The sequence below is a fragment of the Blautia glucerasea genome, assembly GCF_020537505.1.
Classification (GTDB): Bacteria; Bacillota; Clostridia; order Lachnospirales; family Lachnospiraceae; genus Blautia_A.
This window is the reverse complement of record NZ_JAJBMO010000032.1, coordinates 19,453-34,720: the sequence shown is the minus strand read 5'-3', so window position 1 is coordinate 34,720 and position 15,268 is coordinate 19,453. Positions and strand designations below refer to the sequence as shown.

General features: G+C 38.5%; 16 protein-coding genes and 2 tRNA genes. 15 read left to right on the top strand and 3 right to left on the bottom strand.

Going from position 1 to position 15,268, the window contains the following annotated elements; translation table 11 throughout:
* The first annotated feature begins 222 nt into the window (after positions 1 to 222).
* From LIQ05_RS17585 to LIQ05_RS17560, 6 genes are all read left to right on the top strand, one after another.
* Positions 223 to 293 (top strand) — tRNA-Trp (locus tag LIQ05_RS17585).
* A 422-nt stretch (positions 294 to 715) separates the two neighbouring features.
* Positions 716 to 788 (top strand) — tRNA-Lys (locus tag LIQ05_RS17580).
* Between the two features lie 36 nt (positions 789 to 824).
* A complete protein-coding gene (locus LIQ05_RS17575) occupies positions 825 to 2,024 on the top strand; it encodes an RtcB family protein (RefSeq protein WP_226822703.1) in 1,200 nt (399 codons plus the stop codon).
* A 49-nt stretch (positions 2,025 to 2,073) separates the two neighbouring features.
* On the top strand, positions 2,074 to 2,328 hold the full coding sequence (locus LIQ05_RS17570; protein ID WP_226822702.1) for a helix-turn-helix domain-containing protein: 255 nt from the start codon (positions 2,074 to 2,076) through the stop codon (positions 2,326 to 2,328).
* Between the two features lie 96 nt (positions 2,329 to 2,424).
* Positions 2,425 to 3,330 carry an RNA ligase family protein gene (locus LIQ05_RS17565; protein ID WP_226822701.1) on the top strand — a complete coding sequence of 302 codons (906 nt, stop codon included), beginning with the start codon at positions 2,425 to 2,427 and terminating at the stop codon, positions 3,328 to 3,330.
* A 98-nt stretch (positions 3,331 to 3,428) separates the two neighbouring features.
* Entirely contained in the window at positions 3,429 to 4,340 is a 912-nt protein-coding gene (locus LIQ05_RS17560; RefSeq protein WP_226822700.1) for an RNA ligase family protein, read from the top strand.
* Positions 4,341 to 4,465: 125 nt separating this feature from the next.
* Here the strand turns inward: LIQ05_RS17560 and LIQ05_RS17555 are convergent, their stop codons facing one another.
* A complete protein-coding gene (locus tag LIQ05_RS17555) occupies positions 4,466 to 6,079 on the bottom strand; it encodes a GIY-YIG nuclease family protein (RefSeq protein WP_226822699.1) in 1,614 nt (537 codons plus the stop codon).
* Between the two features lie 416 nt (positions 6,080 to 6,495).
* Here LIQ05_RS17555 and LIQ05_RS17550 point away from each other — a divergent pair, with 416 nt between their 5' ends.
* The 9 genes from LIQ05_RS17550 (at position 6,496) to LIQ05_RS17510 (ending at position 12,959) form a co-directional block, all read left to right on the top strand.
* Positions 6,496 to 6,873, top strand: coding sequence for an HNH endonuclease (locus LIQ05_RS17550; protein WP_226822698.1), 378 nt, complete (start codon positions 6,496 to 6,498; stop codon positions 6,871 to 6,873).
* 51 nt (positions 6,874 to 6,924) lie between these two features.
* On the top strand, positions 6,925 to 7,773 hold the full coding sequence (locus LIQ05_RS17545; RefSeq protein WP_226822697.1) for a DNA polymerase beta superfamily protein: 849 nt from the start codon (positions 6,925 to 6,927) through the stop codon (positions 7,771 to 7,773).
* Entirely contained in the window at positions 7,766 to 8,626 is an 861-nt protein-coding gene (locus LIQ05_RS17540) for a TIGR02452 family protein (protein WP_226822696.1), read from the top strand. The genes LIQ05_RS17545 and LIQ05_RS17540 overlap by 8 nt, the downstream gene beginning before the upstream one ends.
* Before the next feature lie 61 nt (positions 8,627 to 8,687).
* Complete coding sequence (locus LIQ05_RS17535; RefSeq protein ID WP_226822695.1) at positions 8,688 to 9,449, top strand: metallophosphoesterase family protein; 762 nt, start codon at positions 8,688 to 8,690, stop codon at positions 9,447 to 9,449.
* 48 nt (positions 9,450 to 9,497) lie between these two features.
* Positions 9,498 to 10,331, top strand: coding sequence for a hypothetical protein (locus LIQ05_RS17530; protein ID WP_226822694.1), 834 nt, complete (start codon positions 9,498 to 9,500; stop codon positions 10,329 to 10,331).
* On the top strand, positions 10,309 to 10,647 hold the full coding sequence (locus tag LIQ05_RS17525) for a hypothetical protein (RefSeq protein WP_226822693.1): 339 nt from the start codon (positions 10,309 to 10,311) through the stop codon (positions 10,645 to 10,647). The genes LIQ05_RS17530 and LIQ05_RS17525 overlap by 23 nt, the downstream gene beginning before the upstream one ends.
* 475 nt (positions 10,648 to 11,122) lie before the next feature.
* Complete coding sequence (locus LIQ05_RS17520; protein ID WP_226822692.1) at positions 11,123 to 11,449, top strand: hypothetical protein; 327 nt, start codon at positions 11,123 to 11,125, stop codon at positions 11,447 to 11,449.
* A 283-nt stretch (positions 11,450 to 11,732) separates the two neighbouring features.
* Positions 11,733 to 12,548: a tRNA(His) guanylyltransferase Thg1 family protein gene (locus LIQ05_RS17515; RefSeq protein WP_226822691.1), complete on the top strand. Its 816-nt coding sequence runs from the start codon at positions 11,733 to 11,735 to the stop codon at positions 12,546 to 12,548.
* 18 nt (positions 12,549 to 12,566) lie between these two features.
* Positions 12,567 to 12,959: a hypothetical protein gene (locus tag LIQ05_RS17510; protein WP_226822690.1), complete on the top strand. Its 393-nt coding sequence runs from the start codon at positions 12,567 to 12,569 to the stop codon at positions 12,957 to 12,959.
* Positions 12,960 to 13,000: 41 nt separating this feature from the next.
* Here LIQ05_RS17510 and LIQ05_RS17505 read toward each other — a convergent pair whose 3' ends face one another.
* Together LIQ05_RS17505 and LIQ05_RS17500 are read right to left on the bottom strand one after the other, a co-directional pair.
* Positions 13,001 to 14,149 (bottom strand): ABC transporter permease, encoded by a 1,149-nt coding sequence (locus LIQ05_RS17505; RefSeq protein ID WP_226822689.1) that lies wholly within the window; start codon positions 14,147 to 14,149, stop codon positions 13,001 to 13,003.
* Entirely contained in the window at positions 14,136 to 15,260 is a 1,125-nt protein-coding gene (locus tag LIQ05_RS17500) for an ABC transporter permease (protein WP_226822688.1), read from the bottom strand. The genes LIQ05_RS17505 and LIQ05_RS17500 overlap by 14 nt, the downstream gene beginning before the upstream one ends.
* Between the last annotated feature and the right edge of the window lie 8 nt (positions 15,261 to 15,268).

Sequence of the window (15,268 nt, the reverse complement as noted above, 5' to 3'; positions counted from 1 at the left end):
TGGAAGTGTGGTAACACATGGAGCTGACTGTTACTAATAGGGTGAGGGCTTGACCTAAGCGCAAAGTGCGCAGGTCGTTCCATTGAACGAGGTGAGATGGAACTTCTGATTTATTCGCAAGGTTAAAAAAGATTCCATTAGGATGTAGCATGTATGTAGTTTTGAAGGTACAAAACCTTTTAAAGAGATGTGACTAGTAATAGTCACTTTTCTTCATAAAATAGGGGATTGGTCAAATGGTATGATAGGGGTCTCCAAAACCTTTGGTGGGAGTTCGATTCTCTCATCCCCTGCTTTACGAATGCTGAAATGTCTTATAAATTAAGATATTTCAGCTTTTTTGTTTTAATTAAAAAGAAATCAAAAATACATTAAAATATTAAACTATGAGTTTAATGACAATAAAAATATTTTGTGATAAAGTATCATATAGAAAGATGAAAAGCGGTATCCAATGCCGGGAAAGGAAATGAGAACTATGTTTACAACACATATTGCTAGTTACCAGAAAGAAGAACGCAATTTAAAAGCTATGCTCGAACGAAAATATGAGCACAGTTTCTTTCGTGTCTTTTTTTATCAGATAGGCAATATGGGGGAAAGAATATGGTATAGGATAGAGCCAGATTAGAATTTGGTAATATGCGATATGAATCATTTCGAACCGCTTATCTTGTGTAAAGGCACATTAAGATAGGCGGTATTTTTTTGTCCTGCTCCATTAACTCAATTGGCAGAGTAACCGGCTTTTAACCGGTAGGTTGTGAGTTCGAATCTCATGTGGAGTATTTATCAAATGACCTTAGCAGGGAAAGGAGAATAATATGTTTGAAATTAAAGGAAAAGTAAATACAGCATTCTGTTATGCGAAAGTCATAGAGGACGAAGCCATCGAGCAGATCCGAAGAATGTGCGATTATGAATTTACCAAAGATTCCAGGATTGCGATTATGCCAGACGTTCATGCTGGTAAAGGCTGTACCATTGGGACGACAATGACAATTAAGAACCGTGCAGTTCCCAATATTGTTGGAGTTGACATTGGATGCGGCATGTACACCGTGAACTTGGGAAAAATGGCTATTGATTTTGAAAGACTGGACGAAGCAGCACACTTTATTCCGTCTGGAACGAATGTGTGGGACGGGAGGCAGGAGAGGTATGATCTGACCGGACTTCGATGTTACCGTTTTTTAAAGGATGCCAAACGCCTGGTAAGAAGTCTTGGAACGCTTGGGGGAGGCAATCACTTTATTGAAGTGGATGAAGCAAAGGATGGAGCGAAATATCTTGTGATCCATTCCGGAAGCCGAAATCTGGGGAAACAGGTAGCTGAATTATATCAGCAATTAGCTATCGAACTACATTCTGGTAAAGAGGAATATTTTAAGAAACGGGATGCCATTATAGCTGAATATAAGGCTGCTGGCCGAAGAAATGAAATCCAGAATGCATTAAAACAGCTTCGCTGGGAGAAAAAGGAGTCACAAGTTCCAGAAGATTTATGTTATTTATATGGAACTTATTTGGAAGATTATCTGCATGATGTAGTTATTTGTCAGGAGTTTGCCCGCAGAAATAGGGAGCTTATGGCTAAAATTATTATTGAAAGAACCGGACTGGAAGCAGGAGAGGCATTTCATACAATTCACAATTATATCGATACGAAAGAGATGATTTTAAGAAAAGGCGCAATTTCTGCTCACAATGGGGAGAAAGTTCTAATTCCAATAAATATGAGGGACGGAAGTGTTCTTGCTATTGGAAAAGGAAATCCTGAGTGGAATTATTCTGCACCCCATGGAGCAGGAAGAATTATGTCTCGTTCAAAGGCAAAGGAAACTTTAAATATGGAAGAGTATAAGAAGTCGATGTCTGGGATATATACAACTTCCGTAAATGAGGCAACATTAGATGAAGCGCCGATGGCATATAAATCCCTCGAGGATATTATCGACGTGATCCGAGAATCCGTGGATGTGATCGAGGTAATGAAACCAATCTATAATTTTAAGGCCAGTTAAGTCAGAACCTTCTGTTTTGGCTTAACTGCCAGAACAGGAGGAAAAGAAAATGGTAAATGTTCCGATCATTGATATGGCAGCAACAGGCAGGAAGATTGCTGCACTGCGTGATGCAGCTGGATTAACAGTAAGAGATTTACAGAACATTTTGGGTTTTGCAAATCCACAGGCAATTTACAAGTGGCAGCATGGAGCTGCATTGCCCACATTAGATAACCTGGTAATTTTAGCAAATGCATTTAATGTTGCAATGGACGACATTATTGTAGTTGAAGATAAGGCTGTTGTTCATGTTGGCACATGAAGGGAAGAAAGCTGGCTGATTAAACTCCAGGTTAAATGAAAAAGCCGGTTTTCTATGTTACACTTTTTACATAAGAAACAGGGAGGAAGGGTAAAGATGGAACAGAGAAAATATATGAATATTTCCAGGCTAAAGACCAAAGATCTGCCAGGTTTTCGCGCAGGTGATCATATTGTTGTACAGGAGAAAATCGATGGTGCCAATTTCTCTTTTCGCTATGACGTAGAGAATGACAGGATTTGTTCCTTTAGCCGCAGATTCGAGCTAAATGAGGAGAATAATCTTTCCGGTGCATGGGAATGGTCACAGAGACTAAATAAAGAGCAGGTTGCGAAGGTCCTGGGAGACAAATTAATCCTGTTTGCAGAGTGGCTGGTGCCGCATACGGTGAAATACCCAGAAGAAAAATATTACAATGCGTATTGTTTTGATGTAAGAGATGCAGAAACTGGTCTGTATCTTCCTCAGGAACAGGTGGCGGAGATTGTTCAGGAATTAGGATTGATTTATGTTCCGGTTTTTTATGATGGTCCTTTTACTTCATGGGAAGACATTGAAGCTTTAGTTGGAAAAACAGAGCTAGGTGGTGAATATGGAGAAGGAATTGTGATAAAAAACATGACACGTTTGAACGATTCAAACCAGCGTTTCCCATTTTACACGAAGATCGTAGGAGATGCTTTCGCTGAGAAAAAGACAGTACACAGAATGAACATTGAGCAGATCAATGTAAAAAATGAGAAACAGTTAATGGCAGATTCTGTTGTTACCATTGCCAGGGTGAGGAAAATAATCTTAAAGATGGTAGATGAAAGAGAATTGCCAGAGAACTGGAAAAAGTTAGATCAGAAGGTGATCATGAGAAAATTGAGCAATGCAGTCTATTACGATTGTGTCAAAGAAGAGCCAGAAACAGTGGAGCAGGTGGGTAAGGAGTTTGGAAAATTTGCCTCTATAGCGGCGAAAAACCGGCTGTTGGAATTAATGCAGGAAGATAGATAATTTTGTTGCTAGTAAGTTAACCCGCGCGTTCAATGACAAACCTATCTCTGCATGATAAAGTTTTTCTACAGATAACTGATAGAAAAGGTTGTGAAACAATGGAACAGAAGCAGTATTTAAGAATTTCCAGACTGAGAGATGATGACTTACCTGATTTTCATGTAGGTGATCGTATTGTAGTAGAAGAGAAGATTGACGGGGCAAATTTTTCTTTTCGCTATGATGCAGAGACAGATCAGATTTGTTCCTTCAGTCGAAGAGTTGAACTTCACGTGAAGAATACTCTTTTGGGAGCATGGGAATGGTCGCAGAAGCTGGATAAGAAAAAGGTAGCGAAGGTTTTAGGAAACAATCTGATTATGTTCGCGGAATGGCTTGCGCCTCATACCGTAAAGTATCCAGATGAAAAGTATTTTAATGCATACTGTTTTGACATTATGAATGCGGAAACAGAGCAGTTTCTTCCACAGGACCAGGTGAAAAATATAGTTCAGGAATTGGGACTGATCTATGTTCCAGTTTTTTATGATGGCCCGTTTACCTCTTGGGAAGCACTTGAAGCTTTAGTTGGACGAACTGAATTGGGTGGTGAATATGGCGAAGGAATTGTAATAAAAAATATGACCCGTCTGAATGATCCGGATGAGAATTTTCAATTCTATGTCAAAATCGTCGGAGAGGCCTTTAAAGAGAAAAAGGAAATCGGTGGCTGGGGCATGAAAATGCTGGATCACAGGAATGAAAAGAGCATAGCGCTGGAACTTACCGAATCCGTTGTCACAACTGCAAGAGTAAGAAAGCTGATCCTGAAAATGGTGGACGAGCAGGAACTGCCGATAAACTGGAAAGAGCTTGATCAAAGAACAATCATGAGAAAACTAAGCAATGCAGTATATTACGACTGTGTCAAAGAAGAACCAGAAACTGTAGAACAAGTTGGAAAAGATTTTGGAAAATATGCTGCCATTGCAGTGAAGAAAGAACTGAGCGAGCTTATAGGAACGATGTGAATGAAAAGCAGAGTTCATACTATTGGTTTTTATGACAGCCAATAATATGAACTCTGAAAATATTTGAAAAGAAAATGACTAAGTATAATAGCGGAAATAACTTCTTAAATACTTGTTAAAAGCGACTAATGTAATGCAATAATATACGGGTACTCAAGTTTTGCTATTAAAAAAGCAGTATCACCAGCGTTTTTATCGTTAGAATCATTTTTAACAGTTTTGGTATTGAATTTCTTTAAGTACTCAATTAAATTATTGCGGTCTTTTAATTTTGCGCAAGTATGAGAGCAGGAAGTTGGTTTACCAGTGTAACGCAAAAATGTGGTAACAAGTTCTTTGATATTTCCTTTTTTGTCAATAGAATGAAAAAAAGGATAGATTGATTGGACATCATCTGTAAATTGTGGATCTAAATAAAAAAATTCAGAAATTAACAGCGCATAAATTTTTTCTGACGTGGTAGCAATTGGTGGTATCATGCTAGTTGGTATTTTTTCTTTTCTAGTCTTTTTATTATGATCCAGAGAGTAATACGTGATAATGGAACTATTATTTTGCTCGTTGTGCAAGTTTTTGCAATAATCCGCCCAGCTATCATGTGGATCCTTGTTAAGTTTGTTACAAATAATTGAAGCAGTATTATTATCTTTTTTAAATTGGTTTTTAGAAGCTGTATAAGGCATTATCACATAGCAAGAGTTTTTTTCCATTTCTTGTAAGTTTTTTCGGGTACCTTCTAAGTTGAGTCTCTTTAATGCCCAAAAACATATATTAGAAGAATTGTTGATTGTAGCAATTTTATCTAAGTTTAAGGTATTATAATGATTATGATATAAATCATACAATTTTGTCTGTAAAATATCAGCTGGAGATTGAGTTATGTAATGACCAAATTTTGAAAAAATGCAATGATCAAAAGCACCTTTATCAATTAAGTCAATAAATTTATCTAACGTTAATTCTTTTATTTGAGCCATATTATCTGGGGCATTTGGGGATGTAGTGCTGCCATATGCTGCTAATTCATTTACAGGTAATTTTACTTGAAAAAGGGAGTTGCAAACGGAACGATAATTTTTAAGTGTACAGACTGCAACCAAATTATTTTTTTTGACAGTAGATAGACGGTTTTTCCATATTTTCTGTAATTCTATATGCGATAGAGTCGAAATAGCTGATATGGATACATTATAATAATTTTTAAAATCTTTTTCTAACTGATTTTTAGCTAGAAAAAGAAGAGGAGTTTTACCATTTTTTAAAATTTTTTCTTTAGAAATTTCTTCTTCTGGAATATTTTTTTCCTGGCAGTATTTTTGAAGTCCATGATAAAGTTCGTCAAGATTGTCGTATGAATTATTTAAGAATGAACGTTTGTCATTATCGTGTCCGACTTTATTATATAATTTGAATCCATATGTACGGAATAAATACATATAGAGAGTTTCGTGAAAAAGCCAGAGTTGTTCTTGAGAATATTCGTTCTTTTTATTTTTTGCATAAGTGTCTACCATATCCAGAAGAACAAAAATTTCAAAATTATGAGTCTGAGCATTAAGAAGATTTTCATTATCGCTATTTTCTAAGATTCCTATTATATGTTCTGGAATGCGGTGGTAAAAATCAATGGTTTCGCCAATGTATACTTGTTTTTCAAGTATATTCAGAATTGCATAGACACCTGCATGCCTTTGAGGCTTGTTAACTATAATTGTTTTTTCTTGTGGCAAATTATTCATAAGAGACCTCCTTGGTAATTTTGCAACTATAATAACACGAAAAAAGAAAAATATTAACACATATTTAATATAAAATGCTGTTTACATGATACTATTTTATATGTTTTGCTGAATATAACAAATGATTTAAAATAAGAATTGGAATTAAAGCTTGTTTCAACCATGAGTTTAATGACAATTTCCATCACATTTTTTATAATTATTTATATGAATTTCATACTATTAAAATGCCATATATGCAAAGGGTACCAGCGATGAACGAAAAGTACATTCTGAGCAAGGATGATAAGTATGCATGTCTCACGTTTACAAACAGAGTGACGAAAACAGAATTATTAGAAGAAGCCACCGTTTTTTCGGAACAGGAAGCGCGGAATATTCTGAGGCGGGCAAATAGGAAGTTGGAGGGATTTATTATGGTACAGGTGGAATTCCCTTCTGCTGAATTTTATGGGAATGAAAACGAGGATGTAGAGATGATGGTTGAAAGGAAAGTGTTTTCTATGGAAATGCGAAATAATGTGTATGAGAAAACCAAGGGGAGATGTGCGCTGTGTGGGAAATTTGTACGCTTTGACTTGTTTACAATAGATCATATTATTCCACTGGCGAAAGGTGGGACTAATGATATTGAGAATCTTCAGTGTACCTGTAAACATTGTAATGCCATGAAACAGGATTTTTCAGAAAAAGAATTTCTGGATAAGATGATTAAAATTTTAGCTTATCAATCAAAGAAAAAAGAAAATAAAACATACAGGAAAAAGATAAAGAAGTTGTATAAGTTATTATAAAGAGGGATAAGCAAGATATCTGAAAAGGGTAGGAAAAGGAGCAATAAAGCCATGACAGTTGAAGAAATCAGGGAAAAGTTAAAAACCCCAGAATATGATTTCCTAAGGAACAACCAACATCTTGGTTCGAACATCATACTTTTAGGTCTGGGCGGCAGTTATAGTTATGGGATGAATATTGAGGGAAAGTCGGATATTGATATTCGGGGTGTGGCGTTGAACAGTAAGGAAGAGATACTCCGGCTACAGAACTTCGGTCAGGTTGTGGAGGCGAATACAGATACTACAATTTACAGCTTTAATAAAATGATAGAGCTGCTCTGCAAGGCAAATCCAAATGTAATGGAACAGCTGGGATTGAAGCCGGAACATTATTTGTATATTCACCCTATTGGGCAGGAACTTTTGAATAATTCACAGCTGTTTTTATCGAAACGAGTTGTTCACTCCTTTGCAGCTTATGCGAAAGATCAATTGACAAAACTGGATCACCAATCTTCTCAATTAATGGATGAAGATTATATGGGAATGGGTAGACGAAATCGCTATGCAGCTGCTCACAATAAGTTGGGAAAGCATATGGCACACTTGATCCGTCTGTATTATATGTGTTTTGACATCCTGGAAAATCAGAAAATTGTCACCTACCGCGACCAGGAACATGATTTGCTGATGAATATTAGAAATGGAGAATACTTAGACAAGAACCAACAACCAATTTCTTCATTTTACGATCTGCTTTCAGAGTTGGAAAAAAGACTGGAGTACGATGAAAAAAATACCTCTCTTTCGGAAACTCCAAATTATCAAAAAATTAATGAATTCCGAATGTTTATAAATGAGAAAGTTGTAACTGGAAAAATTGAGAAAGAAAATGAGAAAGGATTTTGTTATGTTTGATAGAAGAGAAAAAAATATTGAAGTTTTTGAGAATTCTGTGAATATGATGAAGAATAATTTAAAGCTAAAGAAGGCAGTGGCGGATTCTGTTTGCATGCAAAAGGTGTATTTGGAAGCAGATGATATTGCAATTCCAGAGAATCGGAATTTAAACTGTAAAACTGTTATTTCCAAAGAGAGAAGCTTCGAAGCTGCTTCAAAATATGTAAGGGAAGGTAAAAAAGTCTGCGTACTTAATTTTGCATCTGCGACAAACCCTGGCGGCGGGGTGACACGGGGAAGTACAGCACAGGAGGAGTGTTTGTGTAGATGCAGTACGTTATATCCATGCCTGAATAGTGAGAAAATGAGAATGCTGTTTTATGAACCACATCGAAAAACAGAGAATCCTTTATATAATGCTGACTGTATATATACGCCAGATGTTACGGTTTTCAAAACAGATACATCAGTTCCGGAAAAAATGGATGAGAAGGATTGGTATCAGGTGGATATTCTGACCTGTGCAGCGCCGAATCTTAGAAGAAAACCAAGTAACAGCATGAATCCTCACGCGGGAAAGACTGCTGCGAAGATTCGTAATAGCGATTTATATGATCTTCTTGTAAAGCGAATTGAGCATATATTTCAAGTTGCGGCTGTTAATGGGGCGGAAATTCTTGTACTGGGGGCATTTGGATGTGGGGCATTTTGTAATCCACCAATGATTGTGGCAAGGGCTTTTCGAAATGTTCAGGAAAAGTATGCTGGATATTTTGACTCAATTGAATATGCAGTGTTTTGCAAAAAAAATGAAACAGAAAATTATGATGCGTTTTGCAGAGAATTTCCAAAGACAAAATTCAAGTCATAGAAAATATATATCATAAGGTCTATCGTGGGAATATGACGAAAGAGAATGGAGATGAGTAGTCATGGCTGTGTACATAACAGGAGACTGTCACCGTGAGTGGAGAAAGATAAGGTTATTTAGTGCGCTGCGAAATTTGACTGAGGAAGATTTTATTATTGTATGCGGTGACTTTGGAATTTGGGATGATTCAGATGGGTACGAGAGGAAAGAACTTAATAAGCTGTCTGAAATTAAGCCAACAGTGGTATTCGTATCAGGCAATCATGAAAATTTCGACCGGCTTTATAGTGACGAGTTTAACACAGTAGATTTTCATGGAGGAAAAGCGCAGAGAATACGGGACAATGTTTATCACTTGCTGAGAGGCTATGTATTTGAATTTTGTGGAAAGAGATTCTGGGCCTTTGGAGGAGCAAGCAGTCACGATGTGGAGGATGGGATTCTTGATCCGAACGATTATGAATCACCAGGTGAATTCAGGAAAGTTGTGAAAAAATGGCAAAAGGAAAATAAGATGTTTAGGATCAAAGGCGTGTCCTGGTGGGAGCGGGAGCTACCAACAGAGGAAGAGATGAACCGGGGAAAAGAAGTACTGGCTGCGAATAAGAATCAGGTTGATTTTATTATTTCGCATTGCTGTCCGCAGCAGGTAGCAGCTGTTTTTTCATGTGGTTTGTATAAAGTGGATCGGTTGACAAATTATTTCGATGAGATTATGGAAAATACAAAGTTTACCCGGTGGTATTTTGGCCATTATCATGATGACAGGGCGATTATGGGGAAATTTGTTATGCTATATGATTCATTTGAGAGGGTAGTGTAGTGAGGAATCACTGATAAAAAGGAGAATTGCAGGGGATGTGACCACCAGATGTATACAAGAATTATTTATGAAAAGCAGGATTTGAGAAAATTATCCTGGGAACGAATTTCTTCCGCAGGCTGGATTTGCGGATCTTTTTTGAAGGCTGTGGATTTTCAGAATAAGCCTTTTCGATATTATAAGTTGTCTTCTTACGATCCTGCAAAAGGGATTGTAGGACATGAGAGTGTGAATGAGTTAATTGCAGACAGGCTGTTGGATATACTTGGCATTCCCCATGTGCATTATCAGCTGGTAAATGCCAGCATCAAACTGGAAAATAAAATTCTTGATACCTGGCTTTGTGTTTCGGAAGATTTTCGGAAAAAGGAAGAGAGTAAGATTGCTTTTGATACTTTTTATGAGTTGGAAAAAAAGGGAGGAGAAACACCGCTTTCGTTTTGTATTCGAAATGGATGGGAAGATCAGGTTTACGAGATGCTGCTGGTGGATTTTTTGATTTTGAACAGAGACCGTCATGGGGCAAATCTGGAAGTGGTAAAAAACAATCAGACAAAGGAATTCTATCTGGCACCTCTGTTTGATCATGGATTATCTCTATTATTCAGTTGCCATAGTGATTTGGAAATGAGAAATTATAGTGTGCTTGAGGATAAACCTGTGCAGTGTTTTCTGGGAAGCTGTTCAACAGTAAAAAACCTGGATTTGATTCCAAAGGATAAGTACCCGAGGGTGAATCCACTTCAGAAGAAACATAAGGCAGACATATTTGTAGGCCTGGAGCAGGTTATGCCGCCCTGTTATATGGAAAAAGTGTGGGAAATGATATGGAAACGTTGGGAAATTTATGAAGGTTTTTATGATCAAAGAGAAAAGAAATGACAGTTCGGAAGACGCTTCGTTAGGCTGTCTTGTTTATTATGAAGAGAAAAAAGAGTTTCAGATCAGGATTTATGAGAAGACAGAGTATTGGATGTGTCCGGTTTTTCTATCTTCTTTTATAAAAAAAGGGGAGTATGTGTTGGATGCTCGTTGGAGCAGGGTATGGGTGCAGCAGAGAATCCTTTCCTGGGAACGTCAGAATCTGCAGGCGATTTTAACGGAAAATCAAATGGAAGAGTATGATGAATATGAACTTTTGCTGCGGACGCAGGGAAAATGTGGACAGGATGATTGTTATTTAGAACTGCAAAATTAGATTATATAAATGAATTTTTTGCAATTGGTGAATGAAAAAAATATATCAAAATGAAAAAAGTTTTTAGACGTATTGTGTTGACAAAAGAAGGCTTATGTGATATGTACACATACTCCCCGAAGGTTTTTGAGGGCTTCCAGAGAGAAAAAAACAGGTTCCTGAAGAAAAATTTTTAGAGGTAATATGTAGTGGAACATAACGTCGGTAAGCTATACTATACTCATCTCGAGAGAAATATAGAAGTACTTCTTCAAATAACTGAATCAAGATCAGATGAGGTGGTGCGAAGTAAAGTAAGGCGAAGTAAAGCGATGCAAAGTAAAGTGATGCAAGATAGGACAATGCGAAGTAATGCAGTGTGAAGCGGCTATAAGTAACGTAATGTAAAGCAAATGCAATGTAGAGCCTCGTAAAGCAGAGTGATGTCAGGTGATCGGTAACGGTTGTTATTGATTGATCAGATGGAGGCTGCAAAATGAGCAATGTGGTTGAAAAAGAGAAGAAAAACACATCTGGGTTTACCCCAGAGATTGTGAAGGAAAATATGTGCCATTTTATGGATAATGAAAATCTGAGCATAGCCAATATGCAGATGATTGCAGGAACGGCAACTGTGCAGGCGGTTTACTACTGGATGAAAGGGGAACGGGTTCCAAGTATTGATGCGTTTTATTCCATTTGTACTGCATTTTGCAGTAAAAAAGTACACATCGAGGACTTTCTGAGAGAAGATGGAATTCCTTTGAAGGTGGATAAGAAGAATGCCAAATGGACCAATCTTTATTGCGAAAACAGCAAGTAAAATAGTAAAAAGAGCGTTCCCTTTGAATGAAAAAGGGAACGCGCCAGTTCCAAATTTTTAACCTGTGTGTTAAATGACAGTTTGAAATCCACTTGTTATAATAAAATGGAATTAGAAAATTCCACAATGCAATGGTGATGCAAAGCAAATCAGGAAAAGCGAAATGAGGCTAAGTAAGACAAAGTTAAGTGAGGTAAATCTAAGTAAAGTAAAGCGACGCCAGGTAAAGAATGGCAATGCAGCTTATTGTAATGTGAAGAAAAAATTAAGGAGGAAGGCTAAGATGGAGAGATCGGATTTATCGAGGCGCATGAAGCAGTATGAAGCAGTTCCAAAGACTGTTTTGATGCGTAGAACACCGGTGATCCTTCGGATTGATGGGAGAGCCTTTCATACTCTGACCAGAGGATTTCATAAGCCCTTTGATAAGGTGTTGAATCTGTCGATGATAGATACTATGAGATTCCTGTGTGAGAATATTCAGGGCTGTGTACTGGGCTATACGCAATCTGATGAGATCACGCTGGTTCTTATCGATTACAAGAAACTTACATCAGATCCATGGTTTGGATATGAAGTACAGAAGCTATGCAGCATCGGAGCAAGTATGGCTACTGTTGGTTTTAACAATGCCTTTTCCAGGCGTGTGGAAGATTATGGACTGTACAACCGTGGAAGTGTATTCTATCACAGATATCTGAACGTTCTGGAAGCGGGAGCGATGTTTGACTGTCGTGCATTTAACGTTCCACGGGAAGAGGTGACCAATAATATTTACTGGCGGCAGTTGGATGCAAGCAGAAATTCAATTCAGATGCTGGGACAGGTCCACTTCACCCATAAGGAACTGCAGAATAAAAACTGCAGTGAGATCCAGGACATGTTGATGACACAGAAAGGAATTAATTGGAACGATCTTCCAGTATATCAGAAACGAGGCACCTGCTGCGTGAAATGTAAAGGGCTTGTGGAACTGGAAACAGATGACCCAATGGATGATGTGGAAAGAAACAGCTGGAAAGTAGATCTGAACATTCCCATTTTCAAAGGGGATGACAGGAACTATATAGAAAGTCTGCTGGAACCAGAAGAGAAATGAATGTAGGAGGAGATAACTATGGGACTGACAATCAAAAGAGTAACAGATGAGTTTTCATCACACATGACAGCAATTCAGAACCTGTACAATGAGGCAAAAAGAGATAACAGCATAAAGCGTGCAAGCTGTGAGGCTGAATTGGAGAGGACAAAGATAAAACTGAGAGAAACGGAGAAAAAACTGCAGGAAACCGAGAAGAAATATGATGATTTGCTGCAGGAAATAAGAAGTGTGTTTTCCCTTGTGAAAGAAAAAGAAAATTTAAGTAAAGATGTGGATACGACAGACGGATCTTCTGTTGGTAGTGAGGATCAAGACGATTTCCCGGCTTTTGATGATGAAGATGACGAAGACGAGGATGATGATTTCCCGGCTGACGATGATGACATTGACGAGGCAGAATGGGTGTAGGAAACCTGAAATTACATAACAAAATGACGAAAAGAGGGGCATCACCCCTCTTTTCTATACCTGGAAACCACCAGAATCAGACACACAAATACAACAGCGAACAGCATTTGAATCCCCATACTGACCTGGATCTTTCTGAGCAGCTCCGGTGTCAATGTATGATGCCGGCTTAGGATCTCGTTTACCTGTTCATACCAGTACACTGGCAGAAATTGTGAAAACTTCAGAACCGATTTATCCATCACATCCATAGGGACGAAAACGCCGCAGAGGAAGCACATGGAAAGAGAAACAAGGTTAGCTACGCCGCTTAAGATATTGCTGTTGGGAATAAACATTCCGATCAGATAGGAAAGAGACAGCGCAACAATCAGCATAAGCAGTGTATTTACCATGTAGTAGCCAAAAAGTGGAGAGCCCCAAAAGGTATTTCCATACATGATGGCCACGCCCAGAATCCCAAGAAACCACAGGAAAGCACCAATTACCCCCATGGCCAGCAATCCCTCAAGGGCTTGGCGCCTCACAGAAATGGCAGAAGCTTCCATTCTTTTCTGGATATCCCCTTTCTTGAAGGCCATAAGAATATATCCCATGGTATAGCAGAGTGCACCAAGAAAAAGATAAGGAATATAACGGAAATAATAGGTATAAGGTACCAGATCACTGCTGGCTGAGTCAGAAGAAAGTTTGGTAACCGGCTCATGCACCTCATTTTTTTCCCCTTGAATAGCCTCCTCCGGGGAAAAGCCAGCAGCCAGATAAGTACGGAGCGTACTGATATAACTGCTGATCTGCTGATCCACATAATAGGAACTGTAGGAGCCAGGAACCTTGGTAACTTTCAAAGGTGTATCACCTAAAATGCATGTCTCATAAAAATCAGCTGGAATCTGCACAATATATTCAACATTACGGTAAAAAAGATTTTCCTGAAGGACTTCCGGATCATTTTCCATTGGAATTACGTTATGGATGCTGCCAAGATAATCTGTAAATCCCTGTGCCAGAACGCCTTGATCTTCATCTGTCACTCCAATATCAATGCTGGCGTTTGCATAAAGGCTGTTTTCACTTTTTCCTGCGGCCATTTGCATGACCAGAGCTACGGAAAAGAAAATGCCAAGATATATAATGATCATTCCAACATTCTGGCGTAAAATTTTCATATAGCATTTAAATACTGTCATAACTTTCCCTCCGAATCAGTAAAAAGGAAGCTGCCACCAGAACCACACTCATCACGGCAAGGGTGATCAGATTGCGGTAGTAGCGTCCAAGATCATCATACACATTGATGCAGTAAAAAGCGTCTGAAATAAGGGCCGCCGGGTTGATTCGGTTGATAAAGGGAGCATTCTTTTCTACAATATCCTTCATAGTATTGTTCATAAGTCCGGACAGGAAACTGCAGATCATGGAGATACCAAGAATAATACCAATCTTTACCCCTTCTTTCATTTTCCCAAGACTTCCCACAAAAATTCCAATGGAAACGCCGATCAGAGATCCGAAAAAAGAAATCAGCAGCATTGGCCCGATTTTTCCCTGAAAATCCAGCTTCAAAATATAACGAAGATAGACCAGAAGTACGATTACATCGAAATAGCCAAGCAAAAAAGAAGCAATCTGTTCGGAAAGGATCAGCTTTAATTTATGGGTTGGTGTTACGCATCGCCTTGCAGCCAGTGCCGTAATATTAGCCTGAAGGGTGATAGCAGAGCCAAATCCGATAAAGCAGCCATAGAGACAGGTCATTGCAATCAGTGCATAGAAAAACTGTACAGTTCCGTTGATGGTATGACCGCCAAGGGAAACCTGGATAATGGGTTCCTGCTGGTTTAACATCTTTTGGATTCCCTTCCACAGACCAGATGGATGGGTGCGGACAATCTGCCGGATGGTGCTTTTCCCTGTTTCGTAGCTGGTCAAAACGGACTGGAGAATACTTTGTGGGATTCCATTTGCAGCCACTGTAAGAGAAGGTGCTTTCCCTACATAATAAATACCGGAAATTTCCTCATTTTCCAGCTTGGCAAGAGCTGCAGTTCCAGATAATTCCTGGGCAGCGATCAAATGGTTCCCATTATTTTCCATCTGATCCAGAAACATGAGGAATAAAGTATCCGGTTCCTCTTCTTTTACAATTCCAACCTGCACCGTTTCAAAATCCGCATCATCAATATTTCCGAAGGCAAAATAGAACATGGTTCCAAGAAGGAGTGGAAAAATAAGAGGCCAGAAGGTTGTGGCGAAATTTTTTACCTTCACCAGAAGGTTGTATTTGATCAAATGCAGCATAGTAGACC

Bases quoted from the DNA above. Each gene is read 5' to 3' on its own strand.
- LIQ05_RS17530 (WP_226822694.1), top strand. From the start codon at position 9,498: ATGTATACAAGAATTATTTATGAAAAGCAGGATTTGAGAAAATTATCC.
- LIQ05_RS17575 (WP_226822703.1), top strand. From the start codon at position 825: ATGTTTGAAATTAAAGGAAAAGTAAATACAGCATTCTGTTATGCGAAA.
- LIQ05_RS17570 (WP_226822702.1), top strand. From the start codon at position 2,074: ATGGTAAATGTTCCGATCATTGATATGGCAGCAACAGGCAGGAAGATT.
- LIQ05_RS17535 (WP_226822695.1), top strand. From the start codon at position 8,688: ATGGCTGTGTACATAACAGGAGACTGTCACCGTGAGTGGAGAAAGATA.
- LIQ05_RS17515 (WP_226822691.1), top strand. From the start codon at position 11,733: ATGGAGAGATCGGATTTATCGAGGCGCATGAAGCAGTATGAAGCAGTT.
- LIQ05_RS17505 (WP_226822689.1), bottom strand. From the start codon at position 14,149: ATGACAGTATTTAAATGCTATATGAAAATTTTACGCCAGAATGTTGGA.
- LIQ05_RS17555 (WP_226822699.1), bottom strand. From the start codon at position 6,079: ATGAATAATTTGCCACAAGAAAAAACAATTATAGTTAACAAGCCTCAA.
- LIQ05_RS17540 (WP_226822696.1), top strand. From the start codon at position 7,766: ATGTTTGATAGAAGAGAAAAAAATATTGAAGTTTTTGAGAATTCTGTG.
- LIQ05_RS17525 (WP_226822693.1), top strand. From the start codon at position 10,309: ATGATCAAAGAGAAAAGAAATGACAGTTCGGAAGACGCTTCGTTAGGC.
- LIQ05_RS17520 (WP_226822692.1), top strand. From the start codon at position 11,123: ATGAGCAATGTGGTTGAAAAAGAGAAGAAAAACACATCTGGGTTTACC.
- LIQ05_RS17560 (WP_226822700.1), top strand. From the start codon at position 3,429: ATGGAACAGAAGCAGTATTTAAGAATTTCCAGACTGAGAGATGATGAC.
- LIQ05_RS17510 (WP_226822690.1), top strand. From the start codon at position 12,567: ATGGGACTGACAATCAAAAGAGTAACAGATGAGTTTTCATCACACATG.
- LIQ05_RS17500 (WP_226822688.1), bottom strand. From the start codon at position 15,260: ATGCTGCATTTGATCAAATACAACCTTCTGGTGAAGGTAAAAAATTTC.
- LIQ05_RS17550 (WP_226822698.1), top strand. From the start codon at position 6,496: ATGGTACAGGTGGAATTCCCTTCTGCTGAATTTTATGGGAATGAAAAC.
- LIQ05_RS17545 (WP_226822697.1), top strand. From the start codon at position 6,925: ATGACAGTTGAAGAAATCAGGGAAAAGTTAAAAACCCCAGAATATGAT.
- LIQ05_RS17565 (WP_226822701.1), top strand. From the start codon at position 2,425: ATGGAACAGAGAAAATATATGAATATTTCCAGGCTAAAGACCAAAGAT.